Below are 23,415 nucleotides of genomic sequence, written 5' to 3'. Positions count from 1 at the left end.
TTTTTTTCCGGATAGAAAACACAAAATCATAAAAAGGCAGTGAAATTTTATGATGCCCGGCACGGCGGTTTCCTGTTTATTGCCTATACTTAATTCAAATACACATTGAACTGACAATGAGGGATGGTATGTATAAAACGATATTAGTTCCTATTGATGTGACAGAAGATGTACTGACGAGTAATGCCCTGAAACACGCGATTTATCTGGCAAAGATGTCACAGGCGAAACTGATGTTGTTTCACTCTGTACCGGATATTTCGAAATTCTCAATAAGCTATAATTACCACTATGAATTGCTGAACTCATTTGCGGAAAAAGCCGTTGCCCGTTCAAAAGATGAGTTAAAAGCGATTGCCGAAAAAGTGGATTTACCGGCAGAGCAGGTCAGTTATTTTGTGGATTACGGCACGCCGAGAGATAAAGTGCTGGCAAAAGCAAAAGAGATCCATGCTGATTTGATTGTTGTCGGTTCGCGTCACCCGAGTATTTCAACCCATCTGCTGGGGTCAACCGCCTCCGGGATTGTGGCACATGCGCAGGTTTCCGTACTGGTTGTCCGCTGAATATTAAGTATAACGATAAAAACCAAAAGGTCCGCAAACGCGGACCTTTTTCGTGAAAACAGAATTACTGTTTCGCCATCGATGCTTTGAATTCCTTCAGTGCATCAAGGCCCTGCTGACACGCCATGTCCTGAGTCTCTTCCGGTACAGATTTAATCTGTGTTTTTGCGGTTTCCAGCTGCTGTTTCATGGCAGTGATCTGTGCAGTCGCATCAGCATCACCTTTGGCTTCCTGCTCTGCCAGTTTGACCATTTCGTCGATTTCAGTGAAATATTCATCACAGACTTTGCTGGCATTGGCAGCAAAAGCAGTAACAGAGAACAGGCATCCCAGGGTAATTAGTGTCAGCTTTTTCATTATAGACCTTATGTTGTAGGCAGGAACGGATATGAATAATTAATCAATATGCCCCGAAATATCATGGAATATATATAAGAATAAGATGAATCTCAGAATAATTACTTACTTTATGCATAAGAATAACACAGCCCGGCACCTGCGGGCAGATAATGCGCAATTTGTGCTGATGCAATTGAACCGCATTCTTATTTGTTGACAGGTTTCTGCCGGAATAATAATGTACCGATAAATACAAAAAGGATTACGGAGTTATTATGTCAGCAGTTAATTTTGTTCATATGGATACAGGCGTCTTCCCGGTGGTGATAATGCAGTCATTCCCGGAAAATATGGCACAAACAGAACAGTGGGTGAAAGAGCTGGATGCGCTGCTGGACAAGCAGACACCATTCGCATTAATTTACCCGCCGAAAGACGGGCCGGAAAAGCCGGATACACAGGAAGATATGGATGCGCGTAAGTATGTCCGCCGCTGGCTGAAAACCGGAAAAGAGAAAATGGCGGCATATTGCAGTGTGATGATCCTGACCGTCAATCAGGAAACCGGGGACAAAGCGGAGCTGGAGAAATTCGCGCCGATGGCCGGTGCAGTCTACGGTGTGCCGGTGTTTGTTGCTGATGACATGGCAGCGGCCCGGGAAAAGGCGGCAGAAGTGACCGCCTGAAGGCAGATGTTAATGATAACCGCTGTTCATTGGGGTGTTAATGTGTGGCGGAGGTAACAGGCCGTTATCTCCACAGATAACGGCAGCTGTTTTTCAATAAATTCCGCCGTTGGCTTGTTATGACGATGACTGAAAACCGGCAGATACAGGTCGGCTTTCAGCATTTCCAGAAAACGGGCGGCAACGGCCAGTAATGTGTCCTCAGACGCGGTGATGTCGGGCAGTGCTTTCAGTCCGGCCGCCAGCTGTTGTGCGGCACGCAGCGGACCGGCGCGGTAAAATTGTTCACTGATTTGCGGGAAGCGTTGTGATTCCGCCAGAATCAGCTGATATAAGCCGAGTGACTGCGGGTGGACAATACTGTACAGGTAGCGTCTGCCGCTGGTGTATAACAGTGTCTCCGCATCGGGCGCTGTTTCCGGTTTTTCCTCTTCATTATTATCCTCAAAAATTCCGCTGATAAGATGGTCTATGACGGCCAGAAACAATGCTTCTTTCCCGCCAAAAGAGGTATACAGAGTGGAACGTGACCCGCCGGACTGTTCAATTATCATATCCAGAGTCGTGCCTTCGTAACCATGAAGGATAAAAACATCCGCAGCGGCGGTGAGAATGGCATGACGGCGGCGCTGCCCTTTCGGGGTTAATGGTGACGGGGTGGATGACATAACAGATACAGGCTCCTGTGGCAGTGATATGTCCTGATTTAACCACGCCGCGCAGGATTGCTCAATAGCCTGTTTCCCTGCCATACTGCAATTACGGCATAGTAAGACTATTTATTATCAAACTATTGATCAAACCCAGTGAGTTGTTAATACAAAGAATTAGAATAGCGGGAAAGTCGGACCATCAACGGTTAACGGTAAAATTATGGGACAGGGGAAAGAGATTACACAGGATATGCAGCGGGCAATCACCCGCCTGTGTATCGAGTGCGGGCTGCTGCTGTTACAGCACGGTGCGGAAAGCATGCTGGTGGAGGAGCTGGCGGGACGGACAGGGAAGGCTCTGGGAGCTGACCAGGTGGATTGCGCCATCTCGGCGAATGCCATTGTGCTGACCACGATCATTGACGGGCATTGCCTGACATCCACCCGCAAGGTGGTCGATCGCGGTATTAATATGCATATCGTCACAGAAGTGCAGCATGTGGTGATCCTCGCGGAGCACGGTCATCTTGACTGCAAAGGGGTGCAGAAAAAATTCGCTCATATGAAACCACTGCGCTATCCGCGCTGGGTGATGGTGCTGATGGTGGCGCTGTCCTGTGCCTGTTTCTGTAAGCTGAATAACGGCGGCTGGGACGGGGCGGCGATTACCTTTGCCGCCAGCGGTTGTGCGATGTATGTCCGTCAGGTGCTGACCGCACGGCATATGAACCCGCTGATTAACTTCTGTTTTACGGCGTTTGTTGCCACGATGGTGGCAGGAATGATGCTGAAAATCCCGCTGTTTTCGGCAACGTCAGGTATTGCTATGGCGGCAAGCGTGCTGTTGCTGGTGCCGGGTTTTCCGCTGATCAACGCGGTTGCGGATATGTTCAAAGGGCATGTTAACACCGGCCTTGCCCGCTGGGCGATGGCGAGCCTGCTTACCCTGGCAACCTGTATCGGTATTTTTACCGCGATCACACTCGGCAGCCTGAGGGACTGGATATGATGACGGTACTCTCTTTTCTGGCTGCACTGGCGCAGGATATGCTGCTGGCGGCTATTCCGGCGGCCGGGTTTGCTATGGTATTTAACGTGCCGAAACGGGCACTGAAATATTGCGCACTTTTGGGGGCGATAGGTCACGGCAGCCGGTTTATGCTGATTGCCGCCGGTTTTGACATCGTTGCCGCCACATTCTGGGCATCGGTGCTGGTGGGGATCATCGGTATTCAGTGGTCCCGCTGGTGGCTGGCACACCCGAAAGTCTTTACCGTAGCGGCCATAATCCCGATGTTTCCGGGTATTAATGCCTATATGGCAATGCTGGCGGTGATCAAACTGTCACAGTCCGGTTTTACCCCGGAACTGCTGGAGATGCTGGTGAGCAATTTCCTGCGGGCGGGCTTTGTGGTCGGCGCGTTGTCTATCGGGCTGTCTGTTCCCGGTTTGTGGTTGTACCGCAAGCGTCCGCGCGTTTAACTGATACGGGTCAGATTCAGGATAATGTCCATAACCGGTTTATCGGTCACACTAATCTGAATCTGCACCCGGTTGCGGCTTTCCTGCACACGGACATCAACCTCATTATCATCGTAGGCACAGGCGGTGCCGACTATTTCTTCTATCATCTCATCGACCAGCGGATGCATCGTTATTCTCCGGAATTCGTATTGATGGCTGCGTAGTATAACGTTTTGAATTAAAACCATTCTGTAAAAAAACACCCTGAAATTGTCTTATCCGGCGGATTGACAGATTAATAAAAAATCTGTGGCGATAATTCCCGCACGGCGTGGCATAATTGCCACCCCTGGTATTCTGTTGGTTTATGATTTATATGCGTATTTTTCAATCATTTCGTGTTTCATTATTCTTGTTGTGTGTTATTACGTCTGCGGTATTTGCAGCTGTGCCGGAACGGTTTGACGAGGCCAAAATAGTGGCCCGTGAAAAAATTTATTACGACCAGAACCGTAACCCGCAGGGGGAAGGAACACTGTATTGCGGCTGTCAGTGGGAGTGGACCGGAAAATCCGGCGGCCGGGTGGATCTGAACAGCTGCGGTTACCGTGTACGGTCACAGCTGACCCGCGCAGAGCGGATTGAGTGGGAGCATATTGTTCCTGCCTGGGTGTTCGGGCATCAGCGTCAGTGCTGGCAGAACGGCGGGCGCAAAAACTGTGTCAGTGAGGACCCGGTCTTCCGTGCAATGGAAGCAGATCTCCACAACCTGGCGCCGTCTGTCGGCGAAGTCAACGGGGATCGCAGTAATTTTCGTTACGGGATCGCACGCGGCGCCGGTTCACAGAGCTACGGGCAGTGCACCAGCCGGGTGGATTTTAAGCAGCGGGTTTTCGAGCCGCGCGATGAAGTCAAAGGCGAGGTGGCGCGGGTCTGGTTCTATATGCATGACCGCTACGATCTGGCAATGTCAGAACAGCAGCAGAAATTACTGATGGTGTGGGACAGCGAATTTCCGCCGTCTGCCGCCGAGCGGGAACGGGATCGCCGTATCCGTGCGGTTACCGGGCAGTCAAACCCGTTTGTGACCGGCGAACGCCGCTGGGAGCCGGGGCATATCAACAGTGCTGACGGTATTTTTACCCGCCTGCCGTCCGTGCCGGTGACACCGGTAAACGTACCGCCGCAGGCAGAAAAAAAGTCTGAAAATCAGCGTATCCGCGGTAACCGTAACAGTAAGATTTACCACTTTCCGGATTGCCCGGGCTATAACCGGATCAGCAGTAAAAATGTTGAAATGTTCCCTGATGCCGCTTCTGCACAGGCCGCAGGCTATAGTATGGCGAAGAACTGCAAAGCACGCTGATGTGCGGCGGATAACAGAAATGTGGCAAAAATGTTAAATATCCGCCGATTTTAATTGCTGAAAAGAAAGTATTGTCATTATACTGTCACAAAGTCAGTTTAGTGTTCGCTTTAGTTTGTCATCTGAGGATAACGAATGCGACATACAGACGAACGACAGTACCGGCCGGTGATAAATACCCTGAACAACAGGGCGGATTTATCACCGGCTTTTTTTTATCTGAATGTTCACTCATGGCTTGAAGGGAGCCGCCGGTTGCCAACTCACTGTTTCAGTTATTCCGTCATCAGAAATCAACAGGATTAAGATTATGGGCAGACAAAAAGCGGTAGTCAGAGCACGCAAAGAGGCAAAACGAATGAGCCGGAAAGAGTCGCGCAGGGCACGTTTTAATGATGATAATGTGGCGGTTTTTATCCCGGCGGGCGGGGTGGAAGCTATCGGCATGGCGCGGGAAAAACGCGACAACAGTGCTGTTTTACCGCGAAATGATGCACAGGATAAATACATCAGAGCGATAGCGCATAAACAACTGATTATTGCCAACGGCGAGGCCGGATGCGGCAAAACCTTTATCAGTACCGCACTGGCGGCAGATGCACTGATCAATAAGGAAATCGAGCGGATTATTGTCACCCGTCCGGTGTTACAGGCGGAAGAGGATCTGGGCTTTCTGCCCGGAGATATCAGTGAAAAATTCGCGCCGTATTTCCGGCCGGTGTATGACGTTCTGGTGAAACGGATGGGGGCTTCATTTTTACAGTATTGTCTGCGTCCGGAGATAGGTAAGGTGGAAATTGCACCGTTTGCCTACATGCGCGGACGAACCTTTGAGAATGCGGTGGTGATCCTCGATGAAGCACAGAACGTAACTGTCACACAAATGAAAATGTTCCTGACCAGGATGGGGGAGAATGTGACAGTGATTGTCAACGGTGATGTCAGTCAGTGTGATTTACCGGGCAATGTCCCGTCCGGGCTGGCCGATGTGCTGCGCCGTTTCCGGGATGACGATATGGTATCAGTGGTGTCTTTCACGCAGGATGACTGTGTACGTTCGTCACTCTGTCTGCGGGCATTGCAGGCGTATAACTGATCACAGCGGCTGCGGCGGCAGACACTGCCGCAGCCTGTTTATTCTCAGTCGTCAGCATCCATCACATCATGGCGCAGGCGGTGATAACCTTCTTCGTCATAACCGAAACGCCAGTACGGGATCGCATACATCTGACTGTGTTCCCCGTTCAGTTCACGGCGCACATAGCGGCGCAGATCCCTGACCATCGCATCTTCTCCGGCAATCCAGAACGTACACTCTGTCACATCGGCGACCGGCCAGCTTTTAAACAGTGCGGTGACTTCAGCGGTTTTCTCTGTGCCGCCGGTCACCCAGTGCAGGGTGATACCCGCCGGTTTGTTCAGCACCTGCTGGTCATCCGCATGATCGATGCGGATCACCACATTGCCCTGAGCCTCTGCAGGCATTTTTTCCAGCAGCGCGGCAACAGCGGGAAGTGCTGTTAAATCAGCTGCCATATAGTAGTGTTTCGCCACCGGCAGCAGCGGATCCGGTCCGCCGGGATTGGTAATACCGATATAATCACCCGGTTTGGCATTTCTGGCGAAATCCACCGCCGGACCGGCATCATCATGCATAGCGAATTCAATATCGATTTCTTTCAGTTCAGGGCGGATCGCACGCACGGTATAGGTACGGGCGGTCGGCCGTGGTTTATCTTCCGGCCAGACCGGTCCTTTATCGGACAATACCGGCAGAGCAGGCGGATTCGGCGCATCTTTGGCAATAAACAGCTTCAGGTGACCACCTTCGCAATCTGCCGGATAGGTATCCAGTGACTCAGCCGTAAAGGTGATGCGGCGCAGATTGGGGGTGACGTCGGTAAAGGATTTCACCTGAATCAGACGCGGCGGTGCAGGGCGGTAGATATTTTTTTCCCGGCTCATGCGCAATTCTCCGTTCTATTGTTATTAGTTTCGTTATATCTATTTCGCGGAGTGTATCAGGAATTCAGAAGAATGGTAATCATTATCAATAAAATTATTTAAAAAAGCACACCGTATGGGGGTACGGTGTGCCGGGCAATGCAGCTGCTTACACAGTGCATGACGTACTGATGAGGTACTTACTGATGAGACATGACGACTATCTTACTTTCATTCCCGCCGCCGTCATTAATAAGCGGAAAAGCGATGAGACTGCAAACAATGCCAGAACACTGCCTGCCCAGATAGCGACCATCCAGGCGGCTTTTTTCCACCAGGGGGCCGCTGCGGCAGACTCAGTGGTAGCCCTGGTCATGGGTGATTTTTCCTCTGAAGACATAATAACTCCACCAGGTATATACCAGGATCACAGGTATGATGAATAAAGCGCCAACCAGCATAAAGCTCAGACTTTCGCCGGGGGCGGCGGCCATTTCATAATCGATCACCGGCGGAATAATCATCGGCCAGATACTGATACCGAGTCCGGTGAAACCCAGAAAAACCAGGCCGAGTGCCGCAAAAAACGGCGTATAGTGCAGATGACGGCTGACACTGCGGAACAGCGCAACGGCACAGACAAGCACCAGCAGCGGTACCGGCAGGAAGAACAGAATATTCGGGAAGCTGAACCAGCGCGCCGCAATGGTGTCATGCGCCAGCGGTGTCCACAGACTGATCACGGCCAGTACCGCCAGCATCACCAGGGTCAGAGGTTTCAGCACCTTATACATCTGCTGCTGTAAATGACCTTCCGTTTTCATCACCAGCCAGCCGCAGCCGAGCAGGGCATACGCGATCACCAGACCGAAACCGCAGAACAGCGGGAACGGCGCCAGCCAGTCAAAGGCACCGCCGGTAAAGGCGCGGTTTGCAACCGGAAAACCTTCAATCACGCTGCCGACGACTACACCCTGCACAAAAGTGGCGATAACTGAGCTGATCAGAAACGCGCGATCCCAGAAATAACGGTGATGTTCATCTGCTTTAAAGCGGAACTCAAAAGCCACACCACGGAAGATTAACGCGACCAGCATCAGTGTCAGCGGAATGGCGAGTGCATCCAGAATCACGGCATAGGCCAGCGGGAAAGCACCGAACAACGCGGCCCCGCCCAGCACCAGCCAGGTTTCGTTACCGTCCCAGACCGGGGCGACACTGTTCATCATCAGGTCGCGGTCAGCATTGCTTTTCACAAAGGGATAGAGGATGCCGATACCGAGGTCAAAGCCGTCCATTACGATATACATCAGCGTACTGAATATAATAATGACGAACCAAATCAGGGGTAAATCAATGCCCATGAGACACCTCCGGCGCGATACCTTTGCGGATCAGTTTCATCATATAGATGTAGCCGATACCAAACACAGAACCATAAACAATAAAGAAGATCAGCAGGCTGATGCTCATATGCATCTCACCGTGTGCTGAAACGGCATCCGTTGTGCGCTGTAACCCGTAAACCACCCACGGCTGACGGCCGATTTCAGTCACAAACCAGCCCGCGAGAATCGCGATAAGCCCGGACGGTGCCATCCATAACATAAAGCGCTGGAAAGGCCGGGAATCATATAAACGCCCCCGGTAACGCAGCCACAGGCTCAGGGCGGCAGCCAGCAGCATCAGCATGCCGAGGCCGGCCATCACGCGGAATGACCAGAACACGGCGAACACATTGTCCGGTCTGTCTTCCGGCGGGAATTCAGTCAGTGCGGGCACCTGCTTATCAAGGCTGTGTGTCAGGATCAGACTGGCCAGTCCGGGAATTTCCACGGCATAGCGGGTTTTTTCCTGAGCATTATCCGGAATACCAAACAGGATCAGCGGTGTGGCCTCCCCGGGTTTGTTCTCCCAGTGACCTTCCATTGCCGCAACCTTAACCGGCTGATGTTTCAGGGTGTTCAGCCCGTGCGCATCACCAATCAGTGCCTGGAGCGGTGCGAGAACCACAATCAGCCACAATGACATGGAGAACATCTTTTTCATGGCACCGGATTTGTTGCCGCGCAGCAGATGCCAGGCGGCAGAAGCAGCGATAAAGAAGGCGGATGCCAGAAATGCCGCAGTTGTCATGTGCAGCAGGCGGTACGGGAAGGACGGATTGAAAATCACCGCGAACCAGTCCACCGGCACCACAACACCGTTGATCACCTCATGCCCCTGCGGGGTCTGCATCCAGCTGTTGGAAGCCAGGATCCAGAAAGTGGACATCAGTGTGCCGAGCGCAACCATGCAGGTGGCGAAATAGTGCAGCTTTTCACCGACACGGTTCCAGCCGAACAGCATCACGCCGAGGAAACCGGCTTCCAGGAAGAACGCAGTCAGTACTTCATAAGTGAGCAGCGGACCGGTGATTGATCCCGCAAACTCAGAAAAGAAACTCCAGTTGGTACCGAACTGATAGGCCATCACCAGACCGGAAACCACCCCCATGCCGAAATTCACGGCAAAGATGGCTGACCAGAAATGAAAGAGCTTTTTGTAATCCTCATTGCGGGTTTTCAGCCACATCCCCTCAAGCACCGCCAGGAATGACGCCAGGCCGATGGTGATTGCAGGGAAAATGATATGAAACGACACAGTGAAGGCGAACTGAATTCGCGCAAGCTCAAGGGCACTTAACCCAAACATTGTGACCTCTCGTTGTTATAGCTATGTAAATGATAATTACGCAGATGAAATGTGTGGCACAGTACACCATGAGTTGCTAAAGTATAATAGTGACAATTAGTCATGAAATGTCCATAACAGTTTTACGGAGAGCGCTCCATGACACGCTACGAACAGTTAGCAGAGCAGATAAAACAGCAGATCGAAGATGATATCTGGCAGGTTGGTGACCGGCTGCCGTCATTACGGGAAAGTGCCAGACAGTCGGGACTGAGCCTGATGACTGTCGTACAGTCGTATCAGTTACTGGAGAGCCAGGGATGGGTGGTGGCCCGTCCGCAGTCCGGGTATTTTGTCGCCAAACGCGCCCCGGCGTTTGCCCAGGCCAAAGGTGGTCTGGGTATGCACCTGAGTGAAAATGTGGAGATCAACGCCTCGCTGTTTGATGTCCTTCAGGCCTGCAAAGACCCGGCCATTATTCCGTTCGGGTCGGCATTCCCCGATCCTTCGCTGCTGGTGCAGCCGAAGCTCTCCAAAGCGCTGGGCGCAGTGGCCCGCCGCATCGCACCGCAGAGCGCGGTGGTCAATATGCCGCCCGGTAATGAAAAACTGCGGCGTAATATTTCCCGCCGCTATGCCGCACAGGGTATCCATGTCTCGCCGGATGATATTGTTATCACCGCCGGAGCAATGGAATCACTGTCACTGAGCCTGCAGGCGGTCACGGAACCGGGTGACTGGGTGGTGATTGAATCCCCGGCATTTTACGGCGCATTACAGGCGATTGAACGTCTGCGCCTGAAAGCAGTGGCGATCAAAACCGATCCTCAGACCGGGATTGACCTTGATGCGCTGGAAGAAGTCGCCGGGCGCTATGATATCAAAGCCTGCTGGCTGATGACGCACTTCCAGAACCCGCTCGGTGGTACCATGCCGCCGGAAAACAAGCGGCGGCTGGTGGAGATCCTGACACGGCATGAAATCGCCCTGATTGAGGATGATGTCTACAGTGAACTCTGGTTTGGCAGCGACGCGCCGCAACCGGCGAAAAGCCTGGATAAAGACAACAATTTCTTCCACTGCTCCTCGTTTTCCAAATGTCTGGCGCCGGGCTTCCGGGTCGGCTGGGTGGCGGCCGGTAAACATGCCCGCAAAGTCCAGCAGTTACAGATGATGAGTACCGTATCCGCCAGTATGCCGACACAACAGGCGATTGCGGAATATCTCGGCCAGGGCGGTTATGATGCACATCTGAAAAAATTGCGCCAGCAACTGGAGCAGCGCCAGCACCGGATGCTGTATGCCATCAGCGAATATTTCCCGTCAGATGTGAAGGTCAACTGCCCGCAGGGCGGCTATTTCCTCTGGCTGGAATTTGAACCGCCGTTTGATGCCGTCAAACTGTACCGTATGGCACTCAATGAGCAGATCAGTATCGCGCCCGGCTCGATGTTTTCCACCAGTGACCAGTTTAATCACGCCTTCCGCCTGAACTGCTCATTTGAATGGAATGAGCGGCTGGATAACGCCATGAAAGTGCTGGGGCAGCTGTGTCATGTACTGAAGAAAACACAGGGGTAATACAAATTTGTCATGGCACAGATATAAAAAAGGGCACTTTTCAGTGCCCGTTTTGCTGATTACGCTGACTTTCCGCAGATTAACTGAATGCCAGGCTCATTGCAGCGGTGGCCAGTAATCCCCCGGCAACGCCTTCACCGATACGGCGGCGTTTGTCGTTATATTCCCCTTTGCTCATCTGGCCGAAAATCAGTGCCACACCGCTGTAAACAATGGCACAGCTGGCGATATACACACCGGATAACAACAGGGACTGCATCGCAACACTCTCACTGCCGGAAATAAAGTTCGGCAGGATAGCAAAGTAGACCAGCAGGCCTTTCGGGTTCAGGAAGCTGGTAAAAAAGCCTTTGGTGATAACCGATTTTGCTGCCGGCTGCATCGGCGGCATTTCGCTCTTGTGCATGGCAGACATCACCATACGGAAAGCCAGATACGCAATATAGGCCACGCCGAACCAGCGCATGCCGTTAAACAGAACCGGGGATGCCACCACAACGGCTGCCAGCCCGAATGCCGCCAGAATGGAATGCATACCGTAACCCAGCAGCACGCCCATGTTGGCTTTCAGTGCCGCGCGGGAACCGCTGGCGAGACCTTGTGATGAAACGAATAAAATATCGGGTCCGGGAGCAAATACAATGGGTAACACGGTTGCGCCAAACACCATCAATGTATTTATGACCATACGACACCCCAAGTTCAAAAAATATATGAATAATTCACAATCTGTTGAATATTAAGAATTTAATTCAATATTGTGACGTCATGATTTGTTATGCAAATTATACGGGGCTTTGCGGGAAATTAGGTTGTTAAATTGACCCGAAAAAACTATTCTTAGCAATATTATTGCGCGGAAACTATCAGGTGGTGATTTAAATGTCAATTGAACTGGATAAGATGGATCGGCGGATCCTGGACCAGCTGCAACGTAACGGCAGAATGCAGAATGTGGAGCTGGCACGCGAAGTGGGGCTCTCTCCGTCACCCTGTCTGAGACGGGTACGTCGTCTGGAGGAAACCGGCGTTATCAGGCGCTATGCGGCGATTCTGGACGGCAGCAAGATAGGCGCTGGGCTGATGCTCTATGCCCGTATCTGGTTTAAGGGGCAGGACGCACAGACTATCAATGATTTTGTCGCGGCCATTAATGAAATGCCGGAGATTGTGGAGTGTCATCTGATGGCCGGTGAATGCGATGCGATGATCCGCATTGTGACCAAAGACCTGACCTCATACCGCCGCTTTCATGCCGATCATCTGACACAAATCCCAAGTATTCAAAGCGTTAAAACGGAAGTGCCGATGGAAACCCTGAAGGTGACACACGCGTTACCCCTGTAAACTGTGAGGATTATCACGAAAAGCAACAGAATTGTGCACTCATGCAGGTTATAAGCAACAGGATTGCGCAGTGATTTTGTGATGAGGGTCAAATCAGAGGCAAAGAAAAAGGCGCGTTAAAAAACGCGCCTCTGCAGATAAAACCAGAATATTATACTTCGGACATCAGTTGCCGGTAACGCTGATCATCATGATACAACTGATGGAATACGCGGTATTTGGCATCATAAAACTGTTTGATGCTCTCTGTCTGCGGTGTCACGGTTTTGCTGATCCGGCTCATGGCCTGCATCGCTTCCGGGATAGAGGCATAAAAGCCCGCAGCCACAGAGCCGAGCATGGCCGAACCCAGCAGAACCGCTTCACTCTCTTCCGGCAGCAGCATGGCGCATCCGGTGGCATTAGCGTGTTCCTGAATAAAGATCGGGTTCTTGGTGCCGCCGCCGCAACCCATGATGGTATCAATGGCATATCCGGCTTTATTCATCTCTTCAATGATATGACGGGTGCCCAGCGCAATCGCCTGGATGGTCGCCAGATAAATCAGCGCGAGATCATCAAGGGTCTGGGTCATACGCAGACCGGTCACCACACCGCGCAGATTCGGGTTTGCACGCGGCGAGCGGTTGCCGTGGAAATAAGGCAGCACATGGATATGCCGTGTCAGCAGGGCAATATCCTCTTTTGAACCCGCCAGTGCCAGCAGGCGGTCGTTGAGGAGCTGATACACCGTCTGCTGGTTCTGTTCAGCCAGTTTTTTCGCGTCACTGTACTGCGGGTGTGACGTGATCATATGGTCGATCAGCGCGCCGGTTGCGGATTGTCCGCCTTCATTCAGCCAGTAACCCGGAATCATAGCACTGTAATAGGCACCCCAGATCCCGTCGATAAAGCGGGCATTTTTGGATACCGCCATATGACAGGATGAAGTACCGCCGATCAGCGCCAGCCGGGTGTTGAAATCCGGTTGTGCGCCGGTGGCATCTGCGGCACCCAGCACGCCGATACCGCCGGCGTGTGCATCAATAATCGAGGTGGCAACCGGCGTGCCCGGGATCAGCCCCAAATCTGCCGCTGCGTTTGGTGTCAGGCCGTTACCGACCGGCTCACCCATCGGGCGGATTTCGCGGCCGATAATCTGCGCATCGTTTTCCAGAAGATCTTCCAGGCCAATCTGGCGGAAGAAATGGGTATCCCAGCGATCTTCATGGCCGAGGTAGGTCCATTTACACACGGTGGAGCAGAGTGACCGGCTGTTGGTATAGGTTGCTTTCCAGGTCAGAAAATCCGGCAGATCAAAGAAATAGCCCGCTTTCGCCCAGGTGGTCGGCATGTTCTGCTTCAGCCATAACAGTTTCGGTGTTTCCATCTCCGGCGAGATGCGGTTGCCGACATACGCCAGCACCGGATGTTTGGTGTCATTGATCCGCTGCGCCTGACTGATAGCCCGGTGATCCATCCACATAATAATGTTCTGCTCGCTGCGGCCGGTCGGGCTGACCGTCAGCGGCTGACCCTGTTTATCCAGCACCACCAGGGAGCAGGTGGCATCAAAACCGAGGCCTTTGACCTGAATCGGGTCGATACGTGCCTGTGCCACCGCATCTTTTACCGCGAGGCACACACTGCGCCAGATATCATCGGAGGATTGTTCCACATAATCCGCCTGTGGTTTGAACTGACGGATATCCCGCTTTGCTTCGCCTTTTTTGCGTCCGGCAGCATCAAAAACCCCGGCCCGGGCGCTGCCGCTCCCGACATCCACACCAATAAAATAGACACTCATAATCCGCTCCCTTATGACCGGGCTTTCTGCAATGCAATAAATAAGATAAGAATACCGCCCCACAGTGCCATGATGAGGTAACTGCTGACACCCAGCAGGTTCAGGCCGCTTTCCAGCATCTGTAAGACAAACAGGGCCAGCACAATGCCGATAATGCGTCCGAAGCCGCCGTCCGGGTTCACGCCGCCGAGCACAGAGGCGAGAATAGCGATCAGCAGGTAAGATTCCCCGTATCCCGCTTTGGCAGAGTTAAACTTAGCCATCATAATAATCGCGGCCACCCAGCACAGAACAGATGAAATCACATACACTGCCATAATGGTTTTCTGTGTGTTCAGGCCGGAAAAGCGCGTTGCTTTTTCATTAGAACCCATCAGATAAACGGTACGGCCGAGCGGCGTATATTCCAGCAATCCCCACAGCAGGAACGCAAACAGCAGGAACAGGATCAGCGGCATCGGGATCCCGAGCAGGGTACCGTTACCGAGCCACAGCAGTGACGGCGGGAAGCCGGAAATTACGGTACCGCCGGAAATCAGGACATTCAGGCCGTTGATTAAGGTCATCATCCCGAGGGTGGCGAGGATCGGAGACACTCCGACAAACGCAATCAGAAAACCGTTAATCAGACCGATAATCACGGCGGTGACCAGCCCGGCCAGCAGGGCAGGCAGTAACATGGCGCCATCACCCGGGCTCATCGCCATCACACTCGCCATCACCAGCCCGCAGGCATTGGTGGTGGCGATAATGGACAGGTTGATCCCGCCGGTCAGCATACAGACAGACATTGCCAGCGCCAGCATACCGAGCAGCGGCATCTGGGACGTCATTGACTGGAAGTTGGAAACAGAGAAAAACGCACCTGCATTAAACATCCCCTGCAACAGCAGGATTGCGGCCATGATCACCAGCAGGTAAATAATGTTGCGGTCACTCCGCAGATTCAGCATTGACATCATGACAGATGACCTCCCGCAGCGGCACGGCGTTTTTCGTTATACGCGGTGAAACTGATACTGATAACAATGATAAGCCCGGTCAGTACGGTGTGCCAGTAAGACGGGACACCGGCCAGGGTCAGGCCGTTTTTGACAATTGCCAGCAGGGCAACCCCGAGGATAACCCCGGTAAGAGAGCCTTTGCCGCCGGTCATACTGACACCGCCTAATACCACAGCTGCCAGCACTGTCAGTTCAAAGCCCATCAGGGCATTCGGTGCAACGGACTGAGTAATTTGTGTCTGCACCACAGAAGCAATCCCCGCCAGCGCGCCCATATAGCCGTAAACAAACAGCATCACGCCGAGAATGCTGATACCGACACGCTTCGCGGCATCCGCATTACCGCCGACCGCATAAATCTGACGGCCGATACGGGTTTTGCTCATCAGAAAACCGGTGAAAATAATCACGGCAATCAGGGTCAGGATCGGCAGGGACAGGCCGTAGTCATAACCGTCGCTGCCGGTAAATGACATCACCTCAACCCCATCCATAAACCACTCCGGGAAACCGTACAGCCATTCGCCGTTGGTGAAATAGATCAGCAGGCCGAAAAAGATGTTCAGGGTGGAAATGGTGATAATAATAGACGGTACTTTCAGGCGGTAAATCAGCAGGGCATTGATCAGCCCCAGCAGTAAACCAACAATCGCCGCGATAGCAAAGGCGATAAAGAAATTGCCGCCCTGTGACAGCACATAAGTAGCCATCACATACTGCGCGGTGGCCGCCGTGGCCGGGAAGGAGATATCAATCCCGCCGGAGACCAGCACCACAAACAGACCACAGGTCATAATCGCCAGAATGGCGGTGCTGGTGGTCATATCAAACACATTGCCCAATGTCATAAAATCTACATTGGTGATGCTGAGAAACACACTGAGCAGCACAATTAATACCGCCAGCCAGAACTCATGATGTGCAAACAGATGACGACATGACTTAAGCATTAACCGCCTCCGTGATTGCCTGCTCCGTTGTGGTTAACGGATTGAACTCATGGGTAAAACGACCTTCTTTCATCACAATGACCCGGTGACTGTTATAGAATACTTCAGGAATTTCATCACTGATCATTAAAATCGCCATGCCTTCGGCGGCCAGCATTCTGATGATCTGATAAATACTCTCTTTATTGGCGACATCCACGCCGACTGTCGGGGAATCGAGGATCAGAATATCCGGTTTTGCCGCAATCCACTTGGCGATCGCAATGCGCTGGGCATTCCCGCCGGACAGACTGGTAACCGGCAGCGCCGGGTCGGACACTTTTATCTGCAGTGCCTCAATCAGTCCGCTGACCAGTTCATGCGCCCGGGTGTGATCGAGCAGTCCGCCTTTGCGGGTCAGACGCGGCAGCATCACGGAGGTGGTGTTGTCGTGAATGGACTGCGCCATCACCAGCCCCGTACTCATGCGGTCTTCCGACACATAGCCGATACCGTGGTTAATCGCATCCCGGTTGGAGTGCAGCTTAACCGGTGAACCGTTGATCAGCAGGGTGCCGCTGTCCGGTTTCGTCATGCCGAACAGTGACAGACACAACTCTGTGCGTCCGGAACCGAGCAACCCGGTAATGCTGACCACTTCGCCGGCATGCAGCTTCAGGTCAATATCATAAAATTGATGTTGCTTTGTCAGTTTCTCTGCGCTGAGACGTAAGAGTCCCCCGGTGTTGTACGCAGAAAGCGGTGTGAACTCGAAACGCTGACCGGTCATAAGATACGCCAGCTCATCACTGTTCATCTTATCCGCATCATATGTTCCGATCAGTTTCCCGTCACGGATCACGGAGATCCGGTCGGAAATTTCCATCACTTCATCCAGCTTATGGCTGACAAACACCACGGTGACGCCGTTGGCTTTCAGATCAGCGACCACGCGGATCAGCTGATTGACTTCACTGCGCGTCAGTGAGGCTGTCGGTTCATCCATAATCACCAGCCGGGCGTCATTTGCCATCGCGCGGCAGATAGCAACCAGCTGACATTCAGCAATGGAAAGTTGTTCAACACGTTTATGCAGGGGCAGGGACAAGCCAATGCGGCTGATAATTTCCTGCGCCTGTTTCATCTGGCGGCGGCGGTTAGCCAGCCCTTTGTACCACTTAACATGTTCCTGAATCACAATGTTTTCAGCAACGGTCAGGTTAGGAAAGAGCGAGAGATCCTGGTAAATCACCTGGATACCCTGCTCAATAGATTGCTGCGGGGTTAACCTGTTGTAGCTTTGCCCGTTAATAATAATTTCTGCGCCCTTTTCCGGCGGATGAACCCCGGAGATCACCTTGAATAAGGTACTTTTGCCGCAGCCATTCTTGCCGGCGAGACAATGAACCTCACCCCGGTTAAACGTCAGATTTATATTATCGAGTGCAATGACGGAGCCGAAGTGTTTGGAAACCTGTTTTAAGGTAATCAGTGCGTCTTTTGACATATACCAGCCCATGACAGGGCAGCATAGATGCTGCCCTTTTTAACAAAAAATAAAGAAGGATCAGAAACCGAGCGAGGTGGCGTTATTGCCGTCAACTTCCAGGATTTTATTGAATTTTATCACCTGTTTCTGAGTATCGATTTCAGCTTTACCCAGATCTTTGACTTCCACACCGTCAGTTACTTTTTTGCCGTCCAGCATATCTTTGGAGACAGACACCAGCGCGTAACCCGCATCAGCCGGGTTCCACAGGAAACCTTTCTTGATTTCGCCGCCTTTCAGATACGGTGCAGCCTGTGCAGGCATCAGGATACCCGCGGTGCTGATTTTGTTTTTCGCACGTTTTTTCTTGATGGCCTCACCGGCACCAATCAGGCCCAGTGAACCGTAAGAAACAATCCCTTTCATTTCAGGATGGGCTTTCATCAGGTCATTGGTTGCCGCGAAAGAGGCATCAATGCTTTCCGCAACCGGCATGCGGCTGGTCACTTCAAACATTTCCGGATAGGTTTTCTTCTGATACTCAACTGCCAGGTTTGCCCAGTTGTTGTGCAGAGGAACGGTCAGGGAGCCGACATAAATCACATAGCCGCCTTTGCCGTCCATGTTTTTCGCCAGTTCATCCATGGTTGCTTTGGCATAAGCATCGTTATCGATAGTTTCGATATCCCAGTCGGCGTTATGGCCGTCCGGTGCTTCATGGGTCAGCACAATGATTCCCTGTTCGCGGGCTTTCTTAAAGACCGGCTCAAGAACAGTCACGTCATTCGGTACCACGGTGATGGCATCAACTTTCTTGGCAATCAGGTCTTCAATGATTTTTACCTGCTGAGCCGGATCCGGCGTGGAAGGCCCGACCTGGTAAGCATTGACGCCCAGATCTTTTGCCGCCTGCTGAACCCCTTTATCCATCTGGTTAAACCACGGAATCCCGGAGACTTTGACGACGTTGACGATTTCGTATTCTTTTGCCATGACGCTGGCGGAAAAGAGTGCAACAGATAATGCCGCAACTTTAAAAAATGATTTCTTCATCGGTAATAACCCTTTTTATATGGATACAGAGAGTGTTGCAGGGAGACCAAATAGAAGCCTGACTATAGGAGCAGGGATGATAAAAAGGGGAGGAAGAACTGAAAAATGTGATCTGCGCCCACTATTGATATGATTGTGTTATCAACTTGATGCCAAATTGTTTTAATTGACGTTGCTTGTAATTAAATTACATGAAACCATATCAATGAAACATAAAATTAACAAAATAACCCACAAATAAAAACAATTCATGCGTTTTATTATTGCCATACGGAAAGTATTTTTATTGACATTTGTAAAAATACTTATGACTTACGATAAAATCGCGCTGAACCGATTGTTTATAATGCAACAATAGAATTTGTTTCACTTTAATGTGATTTAAATCACAAAATAAAATCAGCGGGTGATATTAATTCTGAAATAAAACAACACAAGCAACAGATATGATTTACTTATTATTTGATTTTACTGTAATTTTTACCGGCGGTTGTTGAAACGTATCACAGAATAAAACTGAACTCCTGTGGTTTCACAATCGTCCGGTAATCCTCTGCATTCAGCACAATGGTTTCTGTCAGCGTCCCGGCATTGAAGGCGATATCGGTGTAGCGTTCAAACAAAACCGGGTCAATCACCAGCTCCAGTTCCGGATTAAATGTAAAGGGTGCCAGTGCCCCGGGAACACAATCAGTCAGTGTTTTCACCTGTTCAGCGGTGGCAAAGGAAATCTTTTTCGCACCGAAAAAACCGGCCAGTTTTTCGCTGTCAATTTTTTCATCTCCGGGCAATACCGCCAGCACATTTTTCTTCACGCCATTGCCTTTCACTTTTAACACCACGGCTTTGGAGCATTGCCCCAGCTCAACACCGCGTACCTGAGCAACTTCATCAGAGGTAAACCCGAGAGCATCGTGACTCATTATTTCATAGCGGGCGTGGTGATTATCCAGAAGGGTGGTGATTTTGCGGAGGATCTTATCAGATGAAGACATACGGCTTTCCCTGTTTCTTATTTTGACTACCGATCACGGTAATCAAAACGACAGGGAAAACCAATGTGTTTGCGTCCGGAATGTGATGTGAACTACGGCCAGTTACGCCAGAAACTGACCGATAACAGCACCAGCAGGGTATATATCTCCAGGCGGCCTAATAACATAGCAAAACAGAGCAGATATTTTGCCGCCGGAGAGATCTCCCCGAACCCGGGTGCTGTTAACCCGAACCCCAGCCCCATATTATTAATACAGGCGGCGACACTGGCAAATGAGGTCATTAAATCGTACCCCATCAGATTAAGGCACCAGATAAAAAAGCAGGTGCAAATAACATAAAGGAAGAAAAAGCTCAGGACGGAATTAATCAGCCGGTGCTGCACAACGGTATCACCGACTTTAATCAGGGTTTGTGCTTTCGGGTGGATCAGGGAATAGACTTCCCGCCAGCTCTGTTTGGAGAGAATTAAAAACCGGATCGCTTTTATTCCGCCGCAGGTGGAGCCGACACAACCACCGAAAAAACTGGCAAATAATAAGAGAACAATAATATGAGACGGCCACTGTGCATAATCACCGGTGGCAAGCCCGTTATCTGTCAGCATGGAGCTGGTGAGGAAAAAAGCATGCACAAAGGATTCTTCTGCGGACGAATACATATTTGCCCGCCACACTTCAAAAAAGACCAGCCCGATAATCAATGCCGCCACGGCAAAATAGAAACGCAATTCCGTATTACTGAATAAGGGCTTCAGGCTGCGTTTTGCCAGCGCCACAAAATAAAGGGTAAAGTTGACGGCGGATAATAATGAAAAAGCCCCTGCCACTAACTCAATCGCGGAGCTGTTAAAATAGCCGATACTTTCACTGTAAGTGGAAAACCCGCCGAGAGAGACGGTCGACAGCCCGTGGCATAAGGCATCAAACCAGGTCATTCCGGCCAGTTTAAAAGCAACCGTGCAGCAAAATCCCAGTAATAAATAGGTGAACCACAAATTGCGGGCAGAACTGGCTAAACGGGGTGTTAATTTCTCATCTTTAAACGGACCCGGCATTTCAGACTGATATAAACGCATTCCCCCGATACCCAGCAGCGGAAATATCGCCACCGCCAGGACAATAACCCCCAGACCGCCGATAAAATTAAGCTGGGCGCGGTAATATAAAACCGAGCGGGGCAAATCAGTGACATTGTGAAATACTGAGGCGCCGGTGGTGGTAATACCGGAAACACCTTCAAATAAGGCATCCTCAAAAGCCATATTCAGATGGTCATCCAGCCAGAACGGCATGGCGCTGATAACAGAAAATAACAGCCAGAATACCGCAATAACCAGGAAGCCGTCCCGCGTCTGTAATTGCAGCCCGGTGGTTTTACTGCGGTACCAGCACACTAACCCGGCCGGAAAGAAAATCAGGAAACTGCCGGCAAACGCGAAAAAACTCTGCTCCTGCGCAATAAGCGCAACCAGCATCGGTAATAGCAGTGTCAGGCTGTAAATCACTATCAGAAAACTGCTCAGATGGATAATGACTCGGGTACGGGTTGATATCACAGGATGACCACCGGATTTTCTAAAATAAACAGCAGATAATACGAAATAGCTGATAGTGAACTGATTGCCGCTGATTGTAAATTGTTTTCAGCTGAACAGCGCAGCAGGATCAAAAAAGGCTGCAACCGGCAGCAGCCTTCTGTCAGTATAACGGCACAAAAAAGCCATATTACATCGTTTCGTCAGCCCACACCCGCTGATAATCCGAACCGTCCGTCCGCCAGATTTCACGGATATTTTCACCGGTATACTTCAGATAATCATTTTCAGCGGAAAATTGTGCAGCCAGCGCTGTTTCACATTCCGTGGTGATCCTGCGCGGCGCATCAATAACGGATGATGCCACGGAATCTTCCTGCAAACGGATTTTCAGTTTTTTTAATCCGTGCTGCACATGGAACAGAAACAGATAGTTATGAAACAGACCGTTATGCGGCATTCTCAGCTCCGGATTTTTTATTGGCAAGCCGGGTATAAATAATGCCGACGGCGATGGTCAGTACCAGGCCAATAATAACAACCAGTTTACCGTTTTCAGTCACACCGGCAGGGCTTGAGGCATAGGAAAAATTATGCGCAAAAGCCGCGCCGGTCAGCATCCCCAGCACACTGACAGCCGCATCGGTATTACCCTGTCCGGCATTGGCTAATTGCCGCAGCGGGCAGCCGGTAATAAAGACACCACATAATCCGACCAGTGACATGGAGAGGAAATTCCACAGCCCGTCATTATGGGCAATCGGCTGATTATCAAACCCGATATTGATTTTTCCGGTGAGCATATTACCGGCAATAACAACCAGCAGCAGGGCGAGAACGCCGATTGCCATCGTGTAATTGCGGGACAGAAAGATATTTTTAGCCATACCGATAAAACAGAAACGGGTACGCTGAATAATCACCCCGATAATAAGCCCGGCGGTTATTGCCATCCAGACCGGAGCATGAGCGGCTCCCGGCCCTTTGACACTGGATTTGAAAATGGAACTGTCGATAATAAACAGCACAAATAAGACCAGGCACACCGCCGGTAATATTAAGCCTTCAGCGGCAGACTGCTGATAATTACGCGGTAATGAAAATCCTTTCTTAATAAACAGACTGCCGATACCAATACCGGCGACCAGGCCTAATAACCCGACAACCGCATTTAAATCACCGGCACCAATCCGCAGGATCATCCGCAGCGGACATCCTAAAAAAACCAGACAACCGGCCATCATCAGAAAACCGAGTGTAAAGCGGATCACCGGTGCAGAACCGGCTTTGGACTGAAATTCTTTAAAAATAACCGCAGCCCCGAATGAGCCGAGAATAAAACCAAAAATTTCAGGACGAAGATACTGGACGGTTTCGGTATTATGCAATCCCATACTGCCTGCACTATCCCGGATAAAACAAGCGACACAAACACCCATATTTGGCGGGTTTCCGTATATACCAAGGACTACAGCACTGATCCCTATAATAATACCGGAAATGATGATAATTATTTTTGTTGCGGACATTATATGACTCCGTTATGGAGATGTTATCTCCTGACTAATAGAACCTATTAAGCACAGGGTCAATGTACCGCAGTGACAAATAATATCTTTTACCCGGGTCAAAGATTTTGAAAGCAGTAACTAATCTCCGTAAATTCACGGAACAATGATGCAGATAGTAAAATCATCCTGATGAAGGTTATCGCTGATAAAAAATTGAGATATAAAAGGTAACAACACTATTGTTTACAGCCATAATTTTTATTAAAATTTATTCTCAATTTAACTAGCGGATGATAAATAAAATGCCAATTTCATTTGAGACATCAATATCTTATGTATCATCAATCTTTAACAAAGAAATGGTTTTTATTTTATGTTTATCAATAACAATTGGCTTGTTTTATTATATAAGGAAGAAATCAAAATCAGGATTTTCTGTTGTCAGAAGGATATGGAGGGTTTGTATTGGGTTTAATTATAAGGATAAAAA

The 23,415-nt window shown here is 50.6% G+C and carries 26 protein-coding genes; 9 read left to right on the top strand and 17 right to left on the bottom strand.

Annotated elements, in window-relative coordinates; translation table 11 throughout:
* Positions 1-128: 128 nt before the first annotated feature.
* Complete coding sequence (locus tag GN208_RS13690; RefSeq protein WP_004237359.1) at positions 129-566, top strand: universal stress protein; 438 nt, start codon at positions 129-131, stop codon at positions 564-566.
* Between the two features lie 64 nt (positions 567-630).
* On the opposite strand, the gene GN208_RS13685 is transcribed toward GN208_RS13690, so the two are convergent.
* Positions 631-924 (bottom strand): DUF5339 domain-containing protein, encoded by a 294-nt coding sequence (locus GN208_RS13685; protein ID WP_004237358.1) that lies wholly within the window; start codon positions 922-924, stop codon positions 631-633.
* Positions 925-1,181: 257 nt separating this feature from the next.
* On the opposite strand from GN208_RS13685, the gene GN208_RS13680 reads away from it, so the two are divergent.
* Positions 1,182-1,592 carry a hypothetical protein gene (locus GN208_RS13680; RefSeq protein ID WP_004237357.1) on the top strand — a complete coding sequence of 137 codons (411 nt, stop codon included), beginning with the start codon at positions 1,182-1,184 and terminating at the stop codon, positions 1,590-1,592.
* Positions 1,593-1,618: 26 nt separating this feature from the next.
* On the opposite strand, the gene GN208_RS13675 is transcribed toward GN208_RS13680, so the two are convergent.
* Positions 1,619-2,260: a TetR/AcrR family transcriptional regulator gene (locus GN208_RS13675; protein ID WP_015422673.1), complete on the bottom strand. Its 642-nt coding sequence runs from the start codon at positions 2,258-2,260 to the stop codon at positions 1,619-1,621.
* Positions 2,261-2,465: 205 nt separating this feature from the next.
* Between GN208_RS13675 and GN208_RS13670 the strand changes: the two genes are divergently transcribed.
* Together GN208_RS13670 and GN208_RS13665 are read left to right on the top strand one after the other, a co-directional pair.
* Entirely contained in the window at positions 2,466-3,254 is a 789-nt protein-coding gene (locus GN208_RS13670) for a threonine/serine exporter ThrE family protein (RefSeq protein ID WP_243828445.1), read from the top strand.
* On the top strand, positions 3,254-3,727 hold the full coding sequence (locus GN208_RS13665) for a threonine/serine exporter (RefSeq protein WP_024472934.1): 474 nt from the start codon (positions 3,254-3,256) through the stop codon (positions 3,725-3,727). The genes GN208_RS13670 and GN208_RS13665 overlap by 1 nt, the downstream gene beginning before the upstream one ends.
* Here the strand turns inward: GN208_RS13665 and GN208_RS13660 are convergent.
* Positions 3,724-3,897, bottom strand: coding sequence for a hypothetical protein (locus GN208_RS13660; protein WP_004237352.1), 174 nt, complete (start codon positions 3,895-3,897; stop codon positions 3,724-3,726). The two genes, GN208_RS13665 and GN208_RS13660, sit on opposite strands and share 4 nt — an antisense overlap.
* Positions 3,898-4,076: 179 nt before the next feature.
* Between GN208_RS13660 and GN208_RS13655 the strand changes: the two genes are divergently transcribed.
* Positions 4,077-5,075, top strand: coding sequence for an endonuclease (locus GN208_RS13655; RefSeq protein WP_004237351.1), 999 nt, complete (start codon positions 4,077-4,079; stop codon positions 5,073-5,075).
* A gap of 310 nt (positions 5,076-5,385) precedes the next feature.
* Positions 5,386-6,171: a phosphate starvation-inducible protein PhoH gene (gene phoH, locus GN208_RS13650; RefSeq protein ID WP_004237350.1), complete on the top strand. Its 786-nt coding sequence runs from the start codon at positions 5,386-5,388 to the stop codon at positions 6,169-6,171.
* A gap of 44 nt (positions 6,172-6,215) precedes the next feature.
* On the opposite strand, the gene GN208_RS13645 is transcribed toward phoH, so the two are convergent.
* From GN208_RS13645 to GN208_RS13630, 4 genes are all read right to left on the bottom strand, one after another.
* The gene (locus tag GN208_RS13645) at positions 6,216-7,040 is read right to left on the bottom strand and encodes a siderophore-interacting protein (protein WP_004237349.1); all 825 of its coding nucleotides are present in this window, start codon (positions 7,038-7,040) and stop codon (positions 6,216-6,218) included.
* 199 nt (positions 7,041-7,239) lie between these two features.
* A complete protein-coding gene (locus GN208_RS13640; protein WP_004239496.1) occupies positions 7,240-7,395 on the bottom strand; it encodes a DUF2474 domain-containing protein in 156 nt (51 codons plus the stop codon).
* A complete protein-coding gene (gene cydB, locus GN208_RS13635; protein ID WP_004237347.1) occupies positions 7,376-8,383 on the bottom strand; it encodes a cytochrome d ubiquinol oxidase subunit II in 1,008 nt (335 codons plus the stop codon). The genes GN208_RS13640 and cydB overlap by 20 nt, the downstream gene beginning before the upstream one ends.
* Positions 8,373-9,713 carry a cytochrome ubiquinol oxidase subunit I gene (locus tag GN208_RS13630; RefSeq protein WP_004237346.1) on the bottom strand — a complete coding sequence of 447 codons (1,341 nt, stop codon included), beginning with the start codon at positions 9,711-9,713 and terminating at the stop codon, positions 8,373-8,375. The genes cydB and GN208_RS13630 overlap by 11 nt, the downstream gene beginning before the upstream one ends.
* Before the next feature lie 138 nt (positions 9,714-9,851).
* Between GN208_RS13630 and GN208_RS13625 the strand changes: the two genes are divergently transcribed.
* Complete coding sequence (locus tag GN208_RS13625; RefSeq protein WP_004237345.1) at positions 9,852-11,273, top strand: PLP-dependent aminotransferase family protein; 1,422 nt, start codon at positions 9,852-9,854, stop codon at positions 11,271-11,273.
* 79 nt (positions 11,274-11,352) lie between these two features.
* Here the strand turns inward: GN208_RS13625 and GN208_RS13620 are convergent, their stop codons facing one another.
* The gene (locus GN208_RS13620; RefSeq protein WP_004237344.1) at positions 11,353-11,961 is read right to left on the bottom strand and encodes a LysE family translocator; all 609 of its coding nucleotides are present in this window, start codon (positions 11,959-11,961) and stop codon (positions 11,353-11,355) included.
* Positions 11,962-12,155: 194 nt separating this feature from the next.
* On the opposite strand from GN208_RS13620, the gene GN208_RS13615 reads away from it, so the two are divergent.
* A complete protein-coding gene (locus GN208_RS13615; protein WP_004237343.1) occupies positions 12,156-12,620 on the top strand; it encodes an Lrp/AsnC family transcriptional regulator in 465 nt (154 codons plus the stop codon).
* A gap of 151 nt (positions 12,621-12,771) precedes the next feature.
* Here GN208_RS13615 and GN208_RS13610 read toward each other — a convergent pair whose 3' ends face one another.
* From GN208_RS13610 to yedE, 9 genes are all read right to left on the bottom strand, one after another.
* Entirely contained in the window at positions 12,772-14,406 is a 1,635-nt protein-coding gene (locus GN208_RS13610; protein WP_004237342.1) for an FGGY-family carbohydrate kinase, read from the bottom strand.
* Positions 14,407-14,417: 11 nt separating this feature from the next.
* Entirely contained in the window at positions 14,418-15,365 is a 948-nt protein-coding gene (locus tag GN208_RS13605) for an ABC transporter permease (protein ID WP_197708807.1), read from the bottom strand.
* Positions 15,365-16,360, bottom strand: a complete 996-nt coding sequence (locus GN208_RS13600; RefSeq protein ID WP_243828444.1) for an ABC transporter permease — start codon at positions 16,358-16,360, stop codon at positions 15,365-15,367. Before GN208_RS13600 ends, GN208_RS13605 begins: the two co-directional genes overlap by 1 nt.
* A complete protein-coding gene (locus GN208_RS13595; RefSeq protein ID WP_036417601.1) occupies positions 16,353-17,846 on the bottom strand; it encodes a sugar ABC transporter ATP-binding protein in 1,494 nt (497 codons plus the stop codon). The genes GN208_RS13600 and GN208_RS13595 overlap by 8 nt, the downstream gene beginning before the upstream one ends.
* A gap of 60 nt (positions 17,847-17,906) precedes the next feature.
* Positions 17,907-18,881 carry a substrate-binding domain-containing protein gene (locus GN208_RS13590; protein WP_004237338.1) on the bottom strand — a complete coding sequence of 325 codons (975 nt, stop codon included), beginning with the start codon at positions 18,879-18,881 and terminating at the stop codon, positions 17,907-17,909.
* Positions 18,882-19,384: 503 nt separating this feature from the next.
* Entirely contained in the window at positions 19,385-19,876 is a 492-nt protein-coding gene (locus GN208_RS13585; protein WP_004237337.1) for a YbaK/EbsC family protein, read from the bottom strand.
* A gap of 92 nt (positions 19,877-19,968) precedes the next feature.
* The gene (locus GN208_RS13580; protein WP_015422674.1) at positions 19,969-21,435 is read right to left on the bottom strand and encodes a TrkH family potassium uptake protein; all 1,467 of its coding nucleotides are present in this window, start codon (positions 21,433-21,435) and stop codon (positions 19,969-19,971) included.
* Between the two features lie 169 nt (positions 21,436-21,604).
* A complete protein-coding gene (locus GN208_RS13575; RefSeq protein WP_004237335.1) occupies positions 21,605-21,874 on the bottom strand; it encodes a hypothetical protein in 270 nt (89 codons plus the stop codon).
* The gene (gene yedE / locus GN208_RS13570) at positions 21,864-22,943 is read right to left on the bottom strand and encodes a YedE family putative selenium transporter (protein WP_004237334.1); all 1,080 of its coding nucleotides are present in this window, start codon (positions 22,941-22,943) and stop codon (positions 21,864-21,866) included. Before yedE ends, GN208_RS13575 begins: the two co-directional genes overlap by 11 nt.
* A gap of 272 nt (positions 22,944-23,215) precedes the next feature.
* Here yedE and GN208_RS13565 point away from each other — a divergent pair.
* The coding region (locus GN208_RS13565; protein ID WP_347881005.1) for a DUF6216 family protein at positions 23,216-23,415 on the top strand (200 nt) is incomplete at its 3' end.

The sequence above is a fragment of the Morganella sp. HSTU-ASny43 genome, from assembly GCF_022819185.1.
In the GTDB taxonomy this organism is placed as follows: domain Bacteria; phylum Pseudomonadota; class Gammaproteobacteria; order Enterobacterales; family Enterobacteriaceae; genus Morganella; species Morganella morganii.
The sequence above is the reverse complement of the archived record's forward strand: the minus strand, read 5'-3'. Positions and strand labels throughout refer to the sequence as shown.

Bases quoted from the DNA above. Each gene is read 5' to 3' on its own strand.
- GN208_RS13675 (WP_015422673.1), bottom strand. From the start codon at position 2,260: ATGTCATCCACCCCGTCACCATTAACCCCGAAAGGGCAGCGCCGCCGT.
- GN208_RS13625 (WP_004237345.1), top strand. From the start codon at position 9,852: ATGACACGCTACGAACAGTTAGCAGAGCAGATAAAACAGCAGATCGAA.
- GN208_RS13590 (WP_004237338.1), bottom strand. From the start codon at position 18,881: ATGAAGAAATCATTTTTTAAAGTTGCGGCATTATCTGTTGCACTCTTT.
- GN208_RS13585 (WP_004237337.1), bottom strand. From the start codon at position 19,876: ATGTCTTCATCTGATAAGATCCTCCGCAAAATCACCACCCTTCTGGAT.
- phoH (WP_004237350.1), top strand. From the start codon at position 5,386: ATGGGCAGACAAAAAGCGGTAGTCAGAGCACGCAAAGAGGCAAAACGA.
- GN208_RS13620 (WP_004237344.1), bottom strand. From the start codon at position 11,961: ATGGTCATAAATACATTGATGGTGTTTGGCGCAACCGTGTTACCCATT.
- GN208_RS13600 (WP_243828444.1), bottom strand. From the start codon at position 16,360: ATGCTTAAGTCATGTCGTCATCTGTTTGCACATCATGAGTTCTGGCTG.
- GN208_RS13655 (WP_004237351.1), top strand. From the start codon at position 4,077: ATGATTTATATGCGTATTTTTCAATCATTTCGTGTTTCATTATTCTTG.
- GN208_RS13670 (WP_243828445.1), top strand. From the start codon at position 2,466: ATGGGACAGGGGAAAGAGATTACACAGGATATGCAGCGGGCAATCACC.
- GN208_RS13665 (WP_024472934.1), top strand. From the start codon at position 3,254: ATGACGGTACTCTCTTTTCTGGCTGCACTGGCGCAGGATATGCTGCTG.
- GN208_RS13660 (WP_004237352.1), bottom strand. From the start codon at position 3,897: ATGCATCCGCTGGTCGATGAGATGATAGAAGAAATAGTCGGCACCGCC.
- GN208_RS13630 (WP_004237346.1), bottom strand. From the start codon at position 9,713: ATGTTTGGGTTAAGTGCCCTTGAGCTTGCGCGAATTCAGTTCGCCTTC.
- cydB (WP_004237347.1), bottom strand. From the start codon at position 8,383: ATGGGCATTGATTTACCCCTGATTTGGTTCGTCATTATTATATTCAGT.
- yedE (WP_004237334.1), bottom strand. From the start codon at position 22,943: ATGTCCGCAACAAAAATAATTATCATCATTTCCGGTATTATTATAGGG.
- GN208_RS13595 (WP_036417601.1), bottom strand. From the start codon at position 17,846: ATGTCAAAAGACGCACTGATTACCTTAAAACAGGTTTCCAAACACTTC.
- GN208_RS13645 (WP_004237349.1), bottom strand. From the start codon at position 7,040: ATGAGCCGGGAAAAAAATATCTACCGCCCTGCACCGCCGCGTCTGATT.
- GN208_RS13640 (WP_004239496.1), bottom strand. From the start codon at position 7,395: ATGACCAGGGCTACCACTGAGTCTGCCGCAGCGGCCCCCTGGTGGAAA.
- GN208_RS13690 (WP_004237359.1), top strand. From the start codon at position 129: ATGTATAAAACGATATTAGTTCCTATTGATGTGACAGAAGATGTACTG.
- GN208_RS13605 (WP_197708807.1), bottom strand. From the start codon at position 15,365: ATGTCAATGCTGAATCTGCGGAGTGACCGCAACATTATTTACCTGCTG.
- GN208_RS13680 (WP_004237357.1), top strand. From the start codon at position 1,182: ATGTCAGCAGTTAATTTTGTTCATATGGATACAGGCGTCTTCCCGGTG.
- GN208_RS13615 (WP_004237343.1), top strand. From the start codon at position 12,156: ATGTCAATTGAACTGGATAAGATGGATCGGCGGATCCTGGACCAGCTG.
- GN208_RS13575 (WP_004237335.1), bottom strand. From the start codon at position 21,874: ATGCCGCATAACGGTCTGTTTCATAACTATCTGTTTCTGTTCCATGTG.
- GN208_RS13685 (WP_004237358.1), bottom strand. From the start codon at position 924: ATGAAAAAGCTGACACTAATTACCCTGGGATGCCTGTTCTCTGTTACT.
- GN208_RS13610 (WP_004237342.1), bottom strand. From the start codon at position 14,406: ATGAGTGTCTATTTTATTGGTGTGGATGTCGGGAGCGGCAGCGCCCGG.